This window comes from Burkholderia sp. CpTa8-5 (assembly GCF_017815045.1).
Taxonomy (GTDB): Bacteria; Pseudomonadota; Gammaproteobacteria; order Burkholderiales; family Burkholderiaceae; genus Burkholderia; species Burkholderia sola.
This window is the reverse complement of record NZ_JAGIQD010000002.1, coordinates 112,477-129,209: the sequence shown is the minus strand read 5'-3', so window position 1 is coordinate 129,209 and position 16,733 is coordinate 112,477. Positions and strand designations below refer to the sequence as shown.

Here is a 16,733-nt window from a genome sequence, read left to right as displayed (position 1 = left end):
GACATCAATCGCGGGGCGGATCATGGGCAGCGAAGTGCGGATCATCGTGACGAAGACCCGCATTGTCGCGCACCGCGTGCGTTACATGTGCCACTTCACCGTGGCGGTCAGCGTGCGCGGATCGCCGGGCATGTTGTACAGGTCCGCGTTGCCGTGCGCGGAGATGAAGTAGCGGCGATTGAACAGGTTGTCGAGCGTGAGCGTCACGTCGACCTTCTTGCTGCGATAGCCTGCGCCCAGGTTGAACACCGTGAACGACGGCAGCGTGACGAGATCGCTCGCCGACGTATAGCGCGCCGACTGGAACTGCATGCCGGCCGCCGCATAGAAGCCGTACGGCAACTCGCGCTTGAGCCACAGGTTCGCGCTGTGGCGCGGCATCAGCCCCGGCGTGTTGCTCGACACCGCGAGGCCGGCCGCCGTCGATTGCGCGGAACCGTCCACCGTGCCGTTCAGGTACGCGTAACCCGCATACACCGACCACTTCGGCGCGATCTCGCCGGTGAAGCCGAGCTCCATCCCGCGCACGTGCTGCGTGCCGATCGGCAGCGCGTAGCCGGGATTCGCCGGATCGCCGATCTGCTGGTTGGTCTGGCGCATGTCGAACAGCGCGACGCTGGCCGTCGCCTTGCCGCCGAGGTCGAAGCGCGAGCCGACTTCATACGCGGTGGTCTTCTGTGGCGCGAGCGCGGCGCCGTTCGAGAACGCGCCGGAGCTGATCAGCGTGTCGGCCAGCGGCGAGAACGACTGGCTGAACGACCCGTACAGCGTGAGCCAGTCGAGCGGTTCGTAGATCAGCCCGACGCGCGGGCTCCACGCATGATCGGTACGGTCGAGATTGACGTTCGACGACGTGTAGTCGTGGCGGATCTGGTTCAGGTAGTCGAAGCGCAGGCCCGCGAGCACCTTCCAGTGTTCGGTCAGCGAGATCAGGTCCTGCGCGTAGACGCCCGCGAGCCCGACGACGGTCGACGCGTTCGTCTTCGCACGCGTGCCGGTCGGCACGCCGGGCAGGACGACCGGCTGCGGATTGAAGAGATCGTAGGTCGCGACCTTCGTCACGCTGTAGATCGTGTCGAACTTCTGCTGCTGCGACAGCTCCAGCCCGTACAGCAGCTCGTGGCGCATGCCGAACAGCGACGTCTTCTGCGTGAGTTCGAACAGCCCGTCGATGCCGTGATCGGTACGCTGGCGCGTCGACTGGTCGAGCGTGACGACCGGGTGCGCGGCAGTCTTGATCGGCTCGTAGTTCACGTAGTTCTTCCGCTCGAGCGAGAAGTCGTACGCGCGGATCGCGCCGTGGAACGACAGCGAATCGTTGAAGCGGTGATCGAGCGACACCGTCGCGCTTTTCGCGGAGACGTCGTTGTACGAACTGTTCACCCCGTCGGCCGACCCGTAGTACGTGTTGATCGGCACGTCGACCGGCCGGCCGCGATACGCGGGCACTCCCTGGTCGGACGTGCGGCGGTCGTGCAGGTAGTCGAATTCGACGTTCAGCACCGTGTCGCGGTCGAGCTTGAACTGCGCGGACGGCGCGATCGCCTGCCGGTTGAGCTGGAACTGGTCGCGGAAGCTGTTCGAATTCTCGGCCGCGCCGGTCATGCGGAAGCGCGCCGCGTCGTTCGGGTTCCACCCGAGGTCGAATTCGCCGCGCCGCTCGCCGCGCGTGCCGAGCGTCACGCCCACGTCGTTCACCGGGTTCGCCTGCGGCCGCTTCAGCACGCGATTCACGATGCCGCCCGCCGAGCCACGCCCGTACAGCACGGCCGCCGGCCCCTTCAGCACCTCCACGCGATCGACGTTCGACAGGTCGCGGTAGTACAGCGCATCGTCGCGAATGCCGTCGACGTACTGGTCCGTGATGCTGTTGAAGCCGCGGATCGTGATCTGGTCGCGCTGGCCGTCGCCGACCGAGAAGCCGACGCCCGGCACGTTGCGCAACGCATCCTGCAGCGACGTCGCGTTCTGATCCTCGATCACCGCGTGCGGCACGACGTTCACGGTCTGCGGCACGTCCATCAGCGACATGTCGGTCTTGGTCGCCGCGCGCGAATGGCCGCCGTCGTACGACGCATGCTCGGCGGCCGCGTTGACGGAAATCGCGGGCAGGGTCGCCGCGGCGTCGGCCGCCTGCGCAAACGAAGTGCGGGCGCCGGCCAGCGACGTGGCGATCAGAAGCGCATGGCACGCGCTCGTGTTGAGTTTCATCGTGAACGTGGAAGGGGGTGAAGAAAACGGCGAACGGCCGGCGCGTATCGCTGCCGGCCGGCGCAACCGGCACGAAAAAAGCCGTGACGCCCCGTCACGGCCCGTAATGCGGCGAAATAATAAACGAGAATGATTCGTGTTTTTAATTAATTTTCATCGTGTCGCCTGCCCGCAACGTGAACGCTTATCGCGCCCCGCATTCCTGACGAATGCCTTTCTATTCAGGCCATTTGGCGGCCCGCATCGTAATGAAAAAGAAAGCATTGGATCAGTCGCCTCATGCGGCAACGATCGGTAAAAGGCGGGATTCGGGAGGGCGACGGAGAAACTGGGAAGGATCACGAAGGATCGGGACAAGCAGGCGGGACGGATTCAATAGTCCGGTGTGCGCCGGACCGGGCAACCCCGGCCCGGCGCTCCGGCCAGCCGACCTCGTATCGGCGGCGCGGCGGATCTTCTTCTGTTCTTCACTACGTCTGCTCTCAGGTTCACTGCATTTTTTTCCTCACCGCGTCGGGCCATTATCCGCTCAATCCTGCCGAAGTAAAACGTTTGCGGTTGCACTCAAGCTGTTATACCGGCGATTCGGCAACAGTCTTTCCAAATGCTTACGGTAATTGCGACACGATTCCCTCTGTATTGCATTCGTCGCGACGTTCCTTTTAAATGGAACTGGTTCCATTCGTTGAATCGGCCATGTTCGTGCGTGACGCGCGCTCGCGTGCGCGTCATGATGCCGATTCAGGATCGAGGATCATTCCGTTCAGGATTCGCATCGCCCGTCCTTCCCGGACACCCCGTCAAACGAGACCGTCATGCCCGATTCCGCCTCCCTGCAGCACCTGTTTCCCGCATTACAGGACATCCCCGCCGAATTCCGGCTGGCTTCGCCGATTCACCAGCGCGTGTCGCTCGTCGACGGCGAATTGCGACCGTGGGACGGCGCGACCAAGACCGTGCTGTCGCCCGTGTGCGTGCGGCAGGCGGATGGCAGCGTCGAGCAGGTCGAGATCGGCAGCTACCCGGTGATGGGCGAAACGGAAAGCGACGCGGCGCTCGACGCCGCGGTGCGCGCGTACGACGCCGGCCGCGGCGAGTGGCCGACAATGAAGGTCGAGCAGCGCATCGCGTGCATGCAGGACTTCATCAAGCGGATGGTCGCGCAGCGCGAACTCGTCGTGAACCTGATCATGTGGGAGATCGGCAAGAGCCTCGCCGATTCGCAGAAGGAGTTCGACCGCACCGTCACGTACATGACGCAGACGATCGACGCGCTGAAGGAGCTCGACAACGCGAACTCGCGCTTCGTGATCGCGGAAGGCACGATCGGCCAGATCCGCCGCACGCCGCTCGGCGTCGTGCTATGCATGGGCCCGTACAACTATCCGCTGAACGAAACCTTCGCGACGCTGATCCCCGCGCTGCTGATGGGCAATACCGTGGTGTTCAAGCCGCCTCAGTACGGCACGCTGCTGTTCGAACCGCTGCTCGAAGCGTTCCGCGACGCGTTCCCGAAGGGCGTGATCAATACGATCTACGCGCCGGGCGCGGTGGTCGTGCCGCACATGCTCGCGTCGGGCAAGATCAACGTGCTCGCGCTGATCGGCTCGAGCAAGGTCGCCGATCACCTGAAGAAGCAGCATCCGAAGTCGCACCGGCTGCGCGCGATCCTCGGCCTCGACGCGAAGAACGCGGCGATCGTGCTGCCCGACGCCGATCTCGACCTCACCGTGAAGGAGTGCCTGCTCGGCGCGCTGTCGTTCAACGGCCAGCGCTGTACCGCGCTGAAGATGCTGCTCGTGCATCGCTCGATCGTCGACGAATTCCTGAAGCGCTTCACCGCCGCGCTCGAACAGCTGAAGATCGGCATGCCGTGGGAAAAGGGCGTCAGCATCACGCCGTTGCCCGGCATGCATCGCACCGCGTACATGACCGACGCGATCGACGACGCGAGGGCGTTGGGCGCGCAGGTCGTCAACCATCAGGGCGGCGAGTTCAGCAAGACGCTGTTCTACCCGGCCGTCGTGTATCCGGTGTCCGAAGGGATGAAGCTGTACCGCGAGGAGCAGTTCGGGCCGATCATTCCGGTCGCGCCGTTCGACGACGTGGACACCGCGCTCGACTACGTGACGACGTCGGAACACGGCCAGCAGGTCAGCATCTTCGGTTCGGATCCCGCGCAGATCGGCGCGCTCGTCGATCCGCTCGTGAACCAGGTATGCCGCGTGAACATCAATTGCCAGTGCCAGCGGGGGCCCGACGTGTTCCCGTTCGCGGGCCGCAAGGATTCGGCGGAAGGCACGCTGTCGGTGAGCGATGCGCTGCGCGCGTTCTCGATCCGCTCGATGGTCGCGGCGAAGCAGACCGACAGCAGCAAGCAGCTGCTCGATTCGATCGTGTCGGATCACCACTCGAAGTTCATCAATACGGGCTTCATTTTCTGAAGCGGTATTGATCGATGCCGGCGCCTCCGTCGCACGTCGGTGCGGCGGAGGGATGCCGGCACATGTCGGCTAGACGTTCGTCGCCAACAGCCGAAACCCCGCCACGCCGAACACCACGGCCAGACACGCTTCCATCGCGCGCCGCCCGCGCACGTACAACCGGCGCGCACCGTCCATCGAGAACACCAGCGCATAGCCGCCGAACACCAGGCAGCCGATCGCGAGGCAACCCGGCACGACGGCGCCGTGCGCGCCGCCCGCGCCGTTCGACGACAGCGCGACGATCGACACCCACACGAGAATCGCCTTCGGATTGGTCAGGTGCAGCATCGCGCCGCGCACGTAGAAGCGCGACAGCCGCTGCTCGCGCGCGGCGTTCGCCGCTGCCGCCGGCGGGCCGGACAACGCCGTGCGCGCCGACTTGAACGCGAGCCACAGCAGGTACAGCCCGCCGAACACCTTGATCGCGACCAGCAGCTTCGACCACGCGAGCAGCGCGGCCGAGACGCCGAGCGCCGCCACCGTCGCCCAGAACATCGACCCCGACATTACGCCGAGCGCGAACGCGAACGCCGCCTTGCGGCCCTGGTTCGCGGCGACCGACATGATCGCGAGATTGCTCGGCCCGGGACTGGCCGTGCCGATGAAATACGCGGTGTAGGCAAGCAGCAGGTTGGCGGAGAAGAAGGCGTGGACGTTCATGTCGAAGCTCGCGGAGACGATCGGGAGATTGTTGGCAAACCTGCGCCGTCTGCCCATGGACAATTGCACGGCAATTCGCTGGGCCAGTTGTGTGGCCATGCAACCAATCGCCACGCCCGGACCGTCTCTGTTTTGAAACAACTGGCGCATTCGCCGCCGGTTCGCGCGATGCGGCGGCGGGCGCTCCATGCAGTCGTTTCCCGTCGGCGAACGCACGACGGGCGTGGCCGAACCACCCGGCACGCGCCGTTGCGGCCTTTCGCCGGCAGAAACGCGCGACGCGCCCGATGCCCGCGTTACGTTACATCCGTGAAGCATTTCGCATCGTCGCGCCGCTTCCGGCGTCCGATACCGTCTGCCTGCAGCCGATAGACACGCTCCTCGATCGCCTGCGCGATCCAGTCCCGACGGGACTCGCCGCGCGATGCCGGATCGCGGCTCAACATTACTCAACAATCGTGCGGCGGCGCTGGTACGGAATCTGCATTCCGTTCGGGCAGAAGCCGCGCCCGTTACCGCGCGGACATGAATTCACCCTCGGGCGCTCCCCGGATCCGCCCGTACGACATGCACACGCAACGAGGCTCTCCATGGATGCGCAGCCCAACTCGTCCGATTCGTCGTTCCAGCTCTTCCTCGCGAAGGTGCTCGAACAGCCGCTGCCCGACTGGACCGAAAAACAGCAGATGGAACTCGAGATGGCGCACACGCTGTCGACGCAAATGGTCACGCTCGCCGAAGACATGCGCGGCCGCACGCCCGATCTCGCGCGCTGCCTCGTGCTGCTGCGCTACGCGAAGGTGCTCGACTTCATGCTGACGTCGCTCGCCGCGCATCGCGACATTCATCCGCAGACACTGCGCACGCTGTTCCGGCTCGCGAACCTGAAGGTCGACGACGCGTATCCGGTGTAAGCCGGCGCAACGGACCGGAGGCCGCGCACGTCCCTTGCGGCCACGCCGGCCAGGCGCGATTCGCCTCCGCACACGCACGGCCCGCCTGCTCCTGCGCGCAAACGGCGGTACAATCGCGCGCCATGAACGCACTTCGCCGCTTCCTGCTCCGGCCAGGCGTCGCGCGACAGTGGCTGTGGGGGTTGCTCCTCGTGACGCTGCTGTCCCGCGCGCTGATGTCGGGCGCCGTGATGCTCGATCCGGACGGTCCGGAGGCGGGCTCGGTGGTGCTGTGTTCGGGCCGCGGTCCGCTGATCGTCGCCGGCGCCGCACCGGCCGCCCGCTTCGACGCGAGCGCGCCGATCACGCCGGCCAACGATGCGCTCGCGCTCGTCGATGCACTCAAGCATGACGCGCACGCCGACAAGGCCGCATCCTCCGGCGACGGCGACGGCCTGTGCGCATTCGGCGCCGCGCTGTTCACCGCGCTCGCGTCGTTCGTGCTGCTGGTGCTGCTGTTTCCCGCGGCGGCGCCGCGGCGCTTCCGCGTTCACTTCTACAGCCCTCCTTTCGTGCGATCGATATTCGACGATCGCCCGCCCTCCCGCGCGCCTCCCCGGTTCTGCTGAACGTTCCGTCCTGTGACGCATGCACGTCGACGTGCATGCGCGTTCACGCCGTTCGTTTCGCCCGACCTGATTCACGCGTTCACCCGCATGCCCGCGTCGCGCGGGCGACGCCGCCCTGCGCCCCGTTTGCGCAGCGCGCGGTGCCGCCTGCCGCGCCGACGCATGCACGCGGGTGCGACGCACGTTGACGGCCGCCGGCCCGCGCCGGCCCCGCCGCTCGACGAACCCGAGGAGTTCACACCATGTCGACCATCGTCGATCGGGCCATCTCGCCCGCCCGTTCCGCCAGCGCCGGTTACCGGACGCTCTGGCGCTGGCATTTCTATGCCGGCCTGTTCGTGATGCCGTTCCTCGTGATCCTCGCGATCACGGGCACGCTCTACTGCTTCCAGCCGCAGATCGAGCCGCTGCTGTATCCGCACCGGCTGGTCGTCGAACCGCGCGCGACGCCGCGGCTCGATGCCGACACGTTGCTCGCTCGCGCCCGCACCGCGATGCCGGCCGGCGCGACGCCGGTTTCCGTGCAAGTCTCCGCCGCGCCGGACCGCAGCGCCGAGTACGTTTTCCGGTTGCGCGACGGCAGCCGCGAGAGCGTGTACGTGAACCCGTACGACGGCCGCGTGCTCGGCACGCTGAGCGTCGAGAACCGCTTCATGCAGGTCGACCGGATGTTGCATCGCAAGCTGCTGCTCGGCAAGACCGGCGAGTTGCTGATGGAACTCGCCGCCTGCTGGACCTTCGTGATGATCGGCACGGGCATCGCGCTGTGGTGGCCGCGCGGCGCGGCACGCGTCGGGCGCGCGCTGCAGCCCGACCTGTCGCTGCGCGGCCGGCCGCTGTGGAAGAGCCTTCACGCGACGGCCGGCATCTGGCTCGCGGCCGGCACGATCGCGTTCATCCTGTCCGGGCTGCCGTGGTCGGGCTCGTGGGGCAAGAACTTCAAGGCGCTCGCCGCGACCGTGAACCTCGGCGCGCCGGAAGGCGCGTGGGGCGGTGCGTCGGTGCGCTCGACGCGCCCGGGCGCCGCCGCGGTGGCCGACACTGCGCGTGCGCCGGCCGCCATCCCGTCCGGCCATCACCACGAATCGGACAAATCGATGCCCGGGATGGTGATGGACGACTTGCCGTTGCCGCAAACGCCGTGGGCGGTCGGCAACGTGCCCGTCCCGCATTCAATGTCCGCGCCGACGCCCGCGCCGCTGCCGCTAGGCCGCGCGATCGCGATCGTCGCCGGGCTCGGCGTGACGAGCGGCTACACGCTCGCGCTGCCGGCCGGCGCGGACGGCGTGTTCACCGCGTCGTACTTTCCGGCCGACCCGAAGGCGGAACGCACGATCTACGTCGACCAGTACAGCGGCGCCGTGCTGAAGGACATCCGCTATGACGACTACGGCGCGGTATCGCGCGCGGTGTCGTACGGCACGTCGCTGCACATGGGCCGTTATTTCGGGCTCGCGAACCAGATCCTCTGCGCGGTGCTGTCGCTCGGGCTGGCCGCGATGGCCGTCACGGGCACCGTGATGTGGTGGAAGCGCCGCCCGGCCCGGACGCTGGGCGCACCGTCGCGCGAACGCGGCGCGCCGCCGATGCGCGGCTGGATCGCCGGGCTCGTGCTGCTCGGCATCGTGTTCCCGTTGATGGGGCTGACGATCGTCGCGGTCTGGTTGCTCGACCGGCTGCTGTTCGGCCGCGCGGCACGCGCCGCGGCGTGACCGACGCAAGCGCTTCCCCCATTCGAAGGAAACCGAAGCAATGAAGTTCAGATTGATGCTGCCTGCTGCCGTGCTCGCGGCGCTGTCGCCGGCCGGGCACGCACACGCACAGGAAAACGGCGTCGACGGCAGCGGCGCCACGCTCGCACCGATTCGCGTCGACGCGCAGAAGGCGCCCGCGCTGATGCAACCGCTCGACACCGGCAGCCATCTCGGGCTGTCGTCGCTCGAAACGCCCGCGAGCGTCGAGCAGATCAGCCGCGCGACACTCGACACGCGCGGCGACCGTTCGATCATCGACGCCGTGAGCCGCGCCGCCGGCATCAGCGCGTCGCCGCATCCCGGCAACGGCAACTCGGAGCTCGCCGCGCGCGGCTTCGTCGGCGCGTCGTCGGTCACGCAGCTCTACGACGGCGTGCGCCCGTACGGCGCGATCGGCGTCACGTTCCCGTTCGACACGTGGTCGGTCGACCATATCGACGTGCTGCGCGGCCCCGCTTCGGTGATCTACGGCGAAGGCGCGATCGGCGGCGTGGTCAACATCGTCCCGAAGAAGCCGACACGCACGCCGATCCGCAACGAACTGCAGGTCGGCGGCGGCACCGAAGGCACCGCGCGGGCCGCGTTCGGCAGCGGCGGCGCGATCAACGACAGGCTGTCGTACCGCTTCGACATCAGCGGCAACCGATCGTCGAACTGGGTCGATCACGGCAATTCGCGCAACCTGTCGGTCTCCGGCGCGCTGCGTTACGACGTGACGCCCGACCTGTTCGTGACGGCGTCGTACGCGCAGGGCTTCATGCATCCGATGCAGTACTTCGGCGTGCCGCTCGTCAACGGTGCGCGCGATCGCGCGCTCGACAAGAAGAACTACAACGTGGGCGACGCCGACATCGCGTTCCGCGACAGTTGGGCGACCGTCTCGGCGAACTGGCAGCCGAGCGACAGCCTGAACGTGACGAGCACGCTCTACCGGATGAAGAGCAACCGTCACTGGAAGGATGCGGAGTACTACACGTACCTGCCATCGAGCGCGCAAGTCCGGCGCAGCAGCTACACCGAGATCTTTCACGACCAGGAGCAATACGGCAACGTGACGACGGCCACCGTCGGCGGCGCGCTGTTCGGCATGCGCAACACGTTTTCGGCGGGCGTCGAGTTCAACCACACGACGTTCCAGCACGACAACAACTCGCCGTATGCGGGCACGTCGACGGTCGATCCGTTCGACTTCGATCCGGGCAGCTTCATCAATACGGCCGGCACGTTTCCGAAGTACCGCAGCCAGTCGAACCAGTACGCGCTGTTCGCGGAGAACCGGCTCGAGATCACGCCGCGCTGGTCGGTGATCGGCGGGCTGCGCTACGACCACGCGAGCGTGAACCGCGACGATCTCGTGAACGGCGGCGCGTTCACGAAGGTGTTCGCGAACACCGGCTGGCGCATCGGCACCGTGTACGACGTGCAGCCCGGCCTCGCCGTGTACGGCCAGTATTCGGTCGCGGCCGATCCGGTCAGCTCGCTGCTGTCGCTGAATGCGTCGAAGGCGAACTTCACGCTCGCGACCGGCCGGCAGATCGAGATCGGCGTGAAGCAGTCGTTCCTCGACGGCAAGGCGGAATGGACGCTCGCCGCGTACCGGATCGTGAAGCGCAACCTGCTGACGGCCGACCCGGTGAACCCGAACCAGTCGATCCAGGTCGGCCAGCAGTCGTCGCGCGGGCTCGAGGCGACGGTCGGCGCGGAGATCGCGAAGGACTGGCGCGTCGATGCGAACGTGTCGATCCTGCGCGCGAAATACGACGATTTCCAGCAGTCGTCCGGCGGCACGGCCGTGTCGCGCGCGGGCAACGTGCCGGTGTCGGTGCCGCAGCGGCTCGCGAACCTGTGGGTGAGCTGGCGCTTTGCGCCAGACTGGACGGGTATCGCAGGCGTGAAATACGTCGGCAAGCGGTTCGCCGATACCGCGAACCAGCTCGTGATGCCGTCGTACACGACCGTCGATCTCGGCCTCGCATGGAAGCCGCGCAAGGACACGACGATCACCGCCCGCGCGTACAACGTGTTCAATCGCCGCTACGTGCAGTCCGCGTACTACAACGAAACGCAGTATCTGCTCGGCAACGACCGGCGGTTCGAGGTGCTGGCGAACTACCGGTTCTGATGCGGCGCGCCGGCGCGCAACGGGTGCGCGGCGGCGGGCCGGTCAGTGTCCGGTCGCGCCGCTGCCAGCCCGCCCGCGCCCGTCACGCACGCGGGCCCGCCATCCACTTCCGGTAGCGCCGCGTCTGGCATTGCGCGGCCAGTTGCTGCCGCACCAGCGCACGCAGCGGCGACACCTGCGGGTGCGTGCGGCGCCCTTCGCTCAATCGCGTGAGCTGGAACTTGACGACGGCCATGTTCGCCAGCGCGCCCAGCGCCTTGTTCTTCCAGCGGATCGGCTGCAGCACCGGCGCGCTGTCCTTGCCGGCGCGCCAGTCGCGCGGCAGGTTCGGGTCGATCGACAGCGCGGTCGCGATGCCGACCATCGCCACGCCGCTGTCCACCACCTGCTCGGCCACCGCGCGGCGCCGAATACCGCCCGTAACCATCAGCGGCATCCGCGCGACGGCCGTGATGTCGCGCGCGAATTCGAGGAAATACGCTTCGCGCGCGAGCGTGCGCCCGTCGCGCGCCTCGCCCTGCATCGCCGGCACTTCATAGCTGCCGCCCGACAGTTCGACGAGATCGACGCCGAGCGGATTCAGCAGTTCGACCACGCGCTTCGCGTCGTCCGCGCTGAAACCGCCGCGCTGGAAATCGGCCGAGTTCAGCTTCACCGCGACGACGAATGCCGGCGACACCGTCGCGCGCACCGCCTTCACGATATCGAGCAGCAGGCGCGCGCGATTCTCGATGCTGCCGCCCCATTGATCCTGTCGGCGGTTCGTCAGCGGCGACAGGAACTGGCTCAGCAGATAGCCGTGCGCCGCGTGCACCTGCACGCCGGTGAAACCGCTTTGCTCCGCGAGCTGCGCGGCGCGCACGAAGCGCTGCTGCACGTCGGCGATATCGGCTGCCGTCATTTCCTTCGGCACCGGAAACTGCTTCGACAGCGCCCCCATCGCAAGCGGCACAGCCGACGGCGCGAGCGTCGTCTGGCCGAGCGCCGCCTGCATCTGCCGCCCCGGGTGATTGATCTGCATCCATACGTGCGCGCCGCCCGAGCGCGCGATCTGCGCCCAGCGACGGAATCGGTCGAGATGCGCGTCGCTTTCGAGCACGACGCCGTTCGGTCCCGTCATCGCGCAGCCGTCCACCATCACGTTGCCGGTCAGGATCAGCCCGACCTGACCGTCGGCCCACGCCTGGTACAGGCGCAGCAACGCGTCGGACGGTGCGTGGTCCGCATCGGCCATGTTTTCTTCCATCGCGGCCTTGGCCAGACGGTTCGGAATCACCGCCCCGTTGGGCAGTGTGAGGGGCGCAAACAGATTCATGGTGGCAGGTCCTCGATTGACGATGGCCCACGATAACTTTAAAGTCAACTTTAAGGTCAAGCCCTTTTGGAGCCCACCATGAAAATCGGCGAACTGGCGAAGGCGAGCGGCCTCGCGGCGTCGCGCATCCGCTTCTACGAGGCGAGCGGCCTGCTCGAGCCGGCCCGCCGGCAGGCGAACGGCTATCGCGAGTACGGTCCGGAAGCGTTGACGCGGCTCGCGATCATCGACCGCGCGCAGGGCGCGGGCTTCTCGCTCGACGAGATCCGTGCGGTGCTGCCGCCGGATCTCGGCGCATGGCCGCACGATCAGCTGCTGGTCGCGCTGCGGCACAAGGTCGACGAAATCGCGCTGCTCGAACGGCGTCTCGCGCAGAACCGGCAGCATCTGGAAGCGCTGATCGACGAGATCGAGAACAAGCCGGCCGGCGAGGATTGCGCGGGTGCCGCGCAGCGGATGCTCGATCGGCTGTGCGAGCAGGCTGCCGAGCCGCTGGAGCCCTTGCCCGTCGTGCGGCCGGCGCGCAAGCGGGCGTGATCGATTGCGATGCGGAATTGCACGGCACCGTCCCGTCGATCCATGCGCGACGCGGCCTGAAGCACGATGTAACGCGGTTGTCGCGAGTTGCTTACGTCGCAGGTAATCGACGCGCGCCGCGCGCGCCGCGATCATGGCTCCATCGACTCTCGAACCGCATCCCGACAAGGAGCCTGCCATGACCGCCTACGCCATCGCCCACCTGCATGACGTCGACATGTGCGACGACATCGTCGAGTACCTCGAACGGATCGATGGCACGCTCGCGCCGTACGACGGCCATTTCGTGATTCACGGCGCACGGCCCGAAGTGCGCGAAGGCGTGTGGCGCGGCGACCTGATCGCGATCGCGTTTCCCGATCTCGACACCGCGCGCGAATGGTACGAATCGGATGCGTACCGGCAGATCCAGCCGCTGCGCGCACGGCACGCGAGCGGCCCGTTGATCCTGATCGACGGCGTCGACGAGCGGCACAAGGCGACCGACATTCTGCGTTGAGGCTCGACGCCGACGATGCTTACGACGCCTTCCGCTCCATCGGCTCGCCGACGACGAACCCGCCGCCCTGGAACCGCTGCGCGGGATCGTCGTACTCGGCGGTCGGCGCCGTCACCGGAAACAGCCCGGCGAACTGCTCGGAACTGTCGCGCGGGCGGAAGCCGAGGAAGCCGACCTTCGTGTTGTCCCACCACTTCACCGGGTTGTCCGACGCGCCGTAGACGATCGCGTGCCCGACGCGGTTCGTCAGCAGCGAGCAGCGCACGAGCTCGATGAAGTCGCGATAGCTGAGAAACGTGACGAGCATGCGCGGGTTCTTCGGCACCTCGAACGACGACCCGATCCGCAGGCATACCGTCTCGATCCCGAAGCGGTCGAAATAGTAGCGCGACAGCGATTCGCCGAAGCACTTCGTCACGCCGTACAGGCTGTCGGGACGCAGCGGCGCGTCGGCGTCGAGCACGTCGGTGACCGGGTGGAAACCGATCGCATGGTTCGAGCTCGCGAACACGACGCGCTTCACGCCGTGCTTGCGCGCCGCTTCGTACAGGTTGTACGTGCCGGTGATGTTCGCGCCGACCAGATCGTCGAACGGCGCATCGACCGAAATGCCACCGAGGTGGACGATCGCGTCCACGCCGTCGACGAGATCCATCACGGCCGGCCGGTCGGCCAGGTCGACCACGCGGAGCTCTTCATGTGCGGCCGCGTCACCGAGCGCCGCAATGTCGCTGACGCGCACGACGTCGGCCCAGTCGGCGAGCGCGCCGCGCAACTGGCGGCCGAGGTTGCCGGCCGCGCCCGTCAGCAGCAGGCGGCCGAACGGTTTGCCAGCGGCGGGGGATGAGGCGTTCATCGAATCTCCTTGGATCTGACCTAAGACGGAAAACGTTTTCCAACTATACGCGGACGCGACGCCGAGCGTCAATGGTCGAAGCTGCTCGCAGCCATCCGCACTTTCCCGATATCGGCTGCGATCTGCGCGCCGGCTTTTTCTGCCACAATCGGGCGTTATCGAACGAAAACGTTACCCTTAGCATGAAAAAAGTTTCCTCGACGATCCGCGACGTGGCCGCGGAAGCCGGCGTGTCGGTCGCGACGGTATCGAAGTACGTGAACGGCACGCAGCGCTTCTCGCCGACCGTCGAGGCACGGCTGAAGGAGGCGATCGAGCGGCTCGGCTACCGGTCGAACCCGCTCGCGCGCTCGATGATCACCGGCCGCACGCGCACCATCGGCCTCGTGATCCTCGACATCAGCAACCCGCACTTCACGAACGTCGTGAAAGGCGCGAACCGCGTCGCGCTGCAGCACGACTACACGCTGCTGCTCGTCGATACCGAAGAGAGCCAGGCGCGCGAACGCTCGCTGATCGAGGCGCTCGCGCAGCGCGTCGACGGGCTGATCGTCAGCACGCGGATGCCCGACGACGAAGCGGGCTGGATGCTCGACCTCAACAAGCCGCTCGTGCTGCTGCGCCGCAGCCCCGGCCTGCCGATTCCGAGCGTCGGCATCGACAACCGGCTGTCGACCTACATGCTCGCGCGCCACCTGCTCAATCTCGGCCATACGCGCATCGCGTATCTCGGCTTCGGCACCGCGCGCGTGAACGACGAACGGATCCAGGGCGCGCGCGACTGCCTCGCCGAAGCGGGGCTCACGCTCGACGTGCACGACGCGCACGCGCCGACCGCCGAGGCCGGCGAGCGCGCATGCTCACGCGTGATGCTCGGGCCGCAGCGCCCGCAGGCCGTGATCTGCTACAACGACCTGATCGCGCTCGGCTTCATGAAGGAAGCCGCGTCGCTCGGCTTCCGGCTGCCGCAGGACGTGTCGGTGGCCGGCATCGACAACGTGCCGTACGGCGAATACGCGGCGCCCGCGCTGACGACCGTCGACATCCAGAGCGAGAACATGGGCGAGCTCGCGATGCAGAAGCTGATCGACGCGCTCGCCGGGCGCACCGACGCGAGCTATTCGACGTTCGAGCCGCGGTTGATCATGCGCGCGTCGACGGCGTCGGCCGGCTGACGCGATCGCGACGCGCGTCACGTCCCCGAACTGAAAACGCCGCCCCGAGGGCGGCGTTGTCGCTTGGCCGATACGCCATCACGCATCGAGTTTCGCGGGCTTCATCTTCGGCGTGAGCACGTGCATCACGGCCAGCGCGATCAGGTAGGCCGACGCGCCGATCGCGAACAGCACCCAGTAGTGGCCGGTGCGCTGCAGCACCTGGCCGATCACTTCCGAGAACAGCACGCCGCCGATCGAGCCGGCCATCCCGCCGATGCCGACCACCGACGCGACCGCACGGCGCGGGAACAGGTCGGACGCGGTCGTGAACAGGTTCGCCGACCAGCCCTGGTGCGCGGCCGCGGCGAGGCCGACGATCAGCACTGCGATCCACAGGCTCTGCACCTGCGACACGAATGCGATCGGCAACACGCAGCATGCGCAGATCAGCATCGCCGTCTTGCGCGCCCGGTTCACGCTCCAGCCCGCCCGCAGCAGCATCGACGACAGCCAGCCGCCGCCGATGCTGCCGACCGTCGTCAGCGCATAGATGCAGACGAGCGGCAAACCGATGTGCTGCATGTCCATCCCGCGCGACTCGTTCAGCCACTTCGGCAGCCAGAACAGGTAGAACCACCACACCGGATCGGTCAGGAACTTGCCGACCAGGAAGGCCCACGTCTCGCGCTTGCGGATCAGTTCGCCCCAGCGTGGCGCGCCGGCGTTCGCGTTCGCCGCGTCGAGCGCCTCGGCTTCGTCGCGCGGCTCGTCGTATTCCGCGGCGAGCGCGCGCGTGTCGGCCGTGCGATACATCACCAGCCACACCGCGAGCCACACGATGCCGATCGCGCCGATGATCACGAACGCCGCGCGCCAGCCGTAGGCCACCGCGATCGCCGGGATGATCGCCGGCGCGAACACCGCGCCGATGTTCGCGCCCGAGTTGAAGATGCCGGTCGCGAGCGCGCGTTCGCGGCGCGGAAACCATTCGGCCGTCGTCTTGATCGCGGCCGGGAAGTTGCCGCCCTCGCCGATCCCGAGCAGCGCGCGCACGGCCGCGAAGCCCGTCACCGAGCCGACCGCCGCGTGCAGCATCGCGGCGATGCTCCATACCAGCATCGCCACCGCGTACGACACGCGCGTGCCGAGCCAGTCGACGATGCGCCCGAAGCCGAGCAGACCCAGCGCATAGAACGCCGAAAACGCCATCACGATGCGGCCGTACTGCACCTGGCTCCAGCCGATGTCGTGCTGCAGCATCGGCGCGAGCAGGCCGAGGATCTGCCGATCCATGTAGTTGATGACGGTCGCGAAAAACAGCAGCGCACAAACGGTCCAGCGGTAGCGGCTGGCGGCCGCGCGCACCGCGCCGACGACGGCAGAAGGCATGAATGTCTCCGATGCGCGGTCGCGCCCGTCGCGCCGCACGAAGTTCGTTGACCGGCGACCGGCGCCGGGGCGAACGGCCCACGCGCTGACGCACGGGCCCTTTTCACCAACCAATCTGGAAAACGTTTTTCAAAGGATAGGCCGCGTGCCGGTACCGTGTCAGTCGGGGATTTCGATGAGTCATCTCAAATTGGTCGCGGCAAAAGAGACGACTGTTTCGCAGAG

14 protein-coding genes are annotated in these 16,733 nt (G+C 67.2%); 8 read left to right on the top strand and 6 right to left on the bottom strand.

Annotated elements, in window-relative coordinates:
- Positions 1–81 precede the first annotated feature (81 nt).
- Entirely contained in the window at positions 82–2,211 is a 2,130-nt protein-coding gene (locus J8I35_RS03970) for a TonB-dependent siderophore receptor (RefSeq protein ID WP_050017282.1), read from the bottom strand.
- 815 nt (positions 2,212–3,026) lie between these two features.
- Here J8I35_RS03970 and J8I35_RS03965 point away from each other — a divergent pair.
- Positions 3,027–4,655, top strand: a complete 1,629-nt coding sequence (locus J8I35_RS03965) for an NADP-dependent glyceraldehyde-3-phosphate dehydrogenase (protein WP_050017283.1) — start codon at positions 3,027–3,029, stop codon at positions 4,653–4,655.
- 69 nt (positions 4,656–4,724) lie between these two features.
- Here the strand turns inward: J8I35_RS03965 and J8I35_RS03960 are convergent, their stop codons facing one another.
- Together J8I35_RS03960 and J8I35_RS03955 are read right to left on the bottom strand one after the other, a co-directional pair.
- The gene (locus tag J8I35_RS03960; RefSeq protein WP_204384040.1) at positions 4,725–5,357 is read right to left on the bottom strand and encodes a LysE family translocator; all 633 of its coding nucleotides are present in this window, start codon (positions 5,355–5,357) and stop codon (positions 4,725–4,727) included.
- Between the two features lie 296 nt (positions 5,358–5,653).
- The gene (locus tag J8I35_RS03955; protein WP_204384038.1) at positions 5,654–5,803 is read right to left on the bottom strand and encodes a hypothetical protein; all 150 of its coding nucleotides are present in this window, start codon (positions 5,801–5,803) and stop codon (positions 5,654–5,656) included.
- Positions 5,804–5,947: 144 nt separating this feature from the next.
- Between J8I35_RS03955 and J8I35_RS03950 the strand changes: the two genes are divergently transcribed.
- The 4 genes from J8I35_RS03950 to J8I35_RS03935 all read left to right on the top strand — a co-directional run bounded on the left by J8I35_RS03950 (position 5,948) and on the right by J8I35_RS03935 (position 10,755).
- Positions 5,948–6,271 (top strand): hypothetical protein, encoded by a 324-nt coding sequence (locus J8I35_RS03950; RefSeq protein ID WP_050018102.1) that lies wholly within the window; start codon positions 5,948–5,950, stop codon positions 6,269–6,271.
- 122 nt (positions 6,272–6,393) lie between these two features.
- Positions 6,394–6,879, top strand: a complete 486-nt coding sequence (locus J8I35_RS03945; protein WP_209924558.1) for a hypothetical protein — start codon at positions 6,394–6,396, stop codon at positions 6,877–6,879.
- 242 nt (positions 6,880–7,121) lie between these two features.
- Positions 7,122–8,591, top strand: a complete 1,470-nt coding sequence (locus tag J8I35_RS03940; protein ID WP_209924557.1) for a PepSY domain-containing protein — start codon at positions 7,122–7,124, stop codon at positions 8,589–8,591.
- Positions 8,592–8,631: 40 nt separating this feature from the next.
- The gene (locus J8I35_RS03935) at positions 8,632–10,755 is read left to right on the top strand and encodes a TonB-dependent receptor (protein WP_209924556.1); all 2,124 of its coding nucleotides are present in this window, start codon (positions 8,632–8,634) and stop codon (positions 10,753–10,755) included.
- Positions 10,756–10,837: 82 nt separating this feature from the next.
- Here J8I35_RS03935 and J8I35_RS03930 read toward each other — a convergent pair whose 3' ends face one another.
- Positions 10,838–12,070: an NADH:flavin oxidoreductase/NADH oxidase family protein gene (locus J8I35_RS03930; protein ID WP_209924555.1), complete on the bottom strand. Its 1,233-nt coding sequence runs from the start codon at positions 12,068–12,070 to the stop codon at positions 10,838–10,840.
- A 78-nt stretch (positions 12,071–12,148) separates the two neighbouring features.
- Between J8I35_RS03930 and J8I35_RS03925 the strand changes: the two genes are divergently transcribed.
- Together J8I35_RS03925 and J8I35_RS03920 are read left to right on the top strand one after the other, a co-directional pair.
- Positions 12,149–12,607 (top strand): MerR family transcriptional regulator, encoded by a 459-nt coding sequence (locus tag J8I35_RS03925; protein WP_209924554.1) that lies wholly within the window; start codon positions 12,149–12,151, stop codon positions 12,605–12,607.
- A gap of 178 nt (positions 12,608–12,785) precedes the next feature.
- Entirely contained in the window at positions 12,786–13,106 is a 321-nt protein-coding gene (locus J8I35_RS03920) for a DUF1330 domain-containing protein (RefSeq protein ID WP_050018096.1), read from the top strand.
- 19 nt (positions 13,107–13,125) lie between these two features.
- Here J8I35_RS03920 and J8I35_RS03915 read toward each other — a convergent pair whose 3' ends face one another.
- Positions 13,126–13,962 (bottom strand): NAD(P)-dependent oxidoreductase, encoded by an 837-nt coding sequence (locus tag J8I35_RS03915; RefSeq protein ID WP_124654161.1) that lies wholly within the window; start codon positions 13,960–13,962, stop codon positions 13,126–13,128.
- 71 nt (positions 13,963–14,033) lie between these two features.
- Between J8I35_RS03915 and J8I35_RS03910 the strand changes: the two genes are divergently transcribed.
- Positions 14,034–15,137, top strand: a complete 1,104-nt coding sequence (locus tag J8I35_RS03910; protein WP_209924553.1) for a LacI family DNA-binding transcriptional regulator — start codon at positions 14,034–14,036, stop codon at positions 15,135–15,137.
- A gap of 78 nt (positions 15,138–15,215) precedes the next feature.
- Here the strand turns inward: J8I35_RS03910 and J8I35_RS03905 are convergent, their stop codons facing one another.
- Positions 15,216–16,508 (bottom strand): MFS transporter, encoded by a 1,293-nt coding sequence (locus tag J8I35_RS03905; RefSeq protein WP_050018104.1) that lies wholly within the window; start codon positions 16,506–16,508, stop codon positions 15,216–15,218.
- Positions 16,509–16,733 lie beyond the last annotated feature (225 nt).

Coding starts and splice junctions, on each gene's coding strand:
- J8I35_RS03970 (WP_050017282.1), bottom strand. CDS start 2,211: ATGAAACTCAACACGAGCGCGTGCCATGCGCTTCTGATCGCCACGTCG.
- J8I35_RS03965 (WP_050017283.1), top strand. CDS start 3,027: ATGCCCGATTCCGCCTCCCTGCAGCACCTGTTTCCCGCATTACAGGAC.
- J8I35_RS03960 (WP_204384040.1), bottom strand. CDS start 5,357: ATGAACGTCCACGCCTTCTTCTCCGCCAACCTGCTGCTTGCCTACACC.
- J8I35_RS03955 (WP_204384038.1), bottom strand. CDS start 5,803: ATGTTGAGCCGCGATCCGGCATCGCGCGGCGAGTCCCGTCGGGACTGG.
- J8I35_RS03950 (WP_050018102.1), top strand. CDS start 5,948: ATGGATGCGCAGCCCAACTCGTCCGATTCGTCGTTCCAGCTCTTCCTC.
- J8I35_RS03945 (WP_209924558.1), top strand. CDS start 6,394: ATGAACGCACTTCGCCGCTTCCTGCTCCGGCCAGGCGTCGCGCGACAG.
- J8I35_RS03940 (WP_209924557.1), top strand. CDS start 7,122: ATGTCGACCATCGTCGATCGGGCCATCTCGCCCGCCCGTTCCGCCAGC.
- J8I35_RS03935 (WP_209924556.1), top strand. CDS start 8,632: ATGAAGTTCAGATTGATGCTGCCTGCTGCCGTGCTCGCGGCGCTGTCG.
- J8I35_RS03930 (WP_209924555.1), bottom strand. CDS start 12,070: ATGAATCTGTTTGCGCCCCTCACACTGCCCAACGGGGCGGTGATTCCG.
- J8I35_RS03925 (WP_209924554.1), top strand. CDS start 12,149: ATGAAAATCGGCGAACTGGCGAAGGCGAGCGGCCTCGCGGCGTCGCGC.
- J8I35_RS03920 (WP_050018096.1), top strand. CDS start 12,786: ATGACCGCCTACGCCATCGCCCACCTGCATGACGTCGACATGTGCGAC.
- J8I35_RS03915 (WP_124654161.1), bottom strand. CDS start 13,962: ATGAACGCCTCATCCCCCGCCGCTGGCAAACCGTTCGGCCGCCTGCTG.
- J8I35_RS03910 (WP_209924553.1), top strand. CDS start 14,034: ATGGTCGAAGCTGCTCGCAGCCATCCGCACTTTCCCGATATCGGCTGC.
- J8I35_RS03905 (WP_050018104.1), bottom strand. CDS start 16,508: ATGCCTTCTGCCGTCGTCGGCGCGGTGCGCGCGGCCGCCAGCCGCTAC.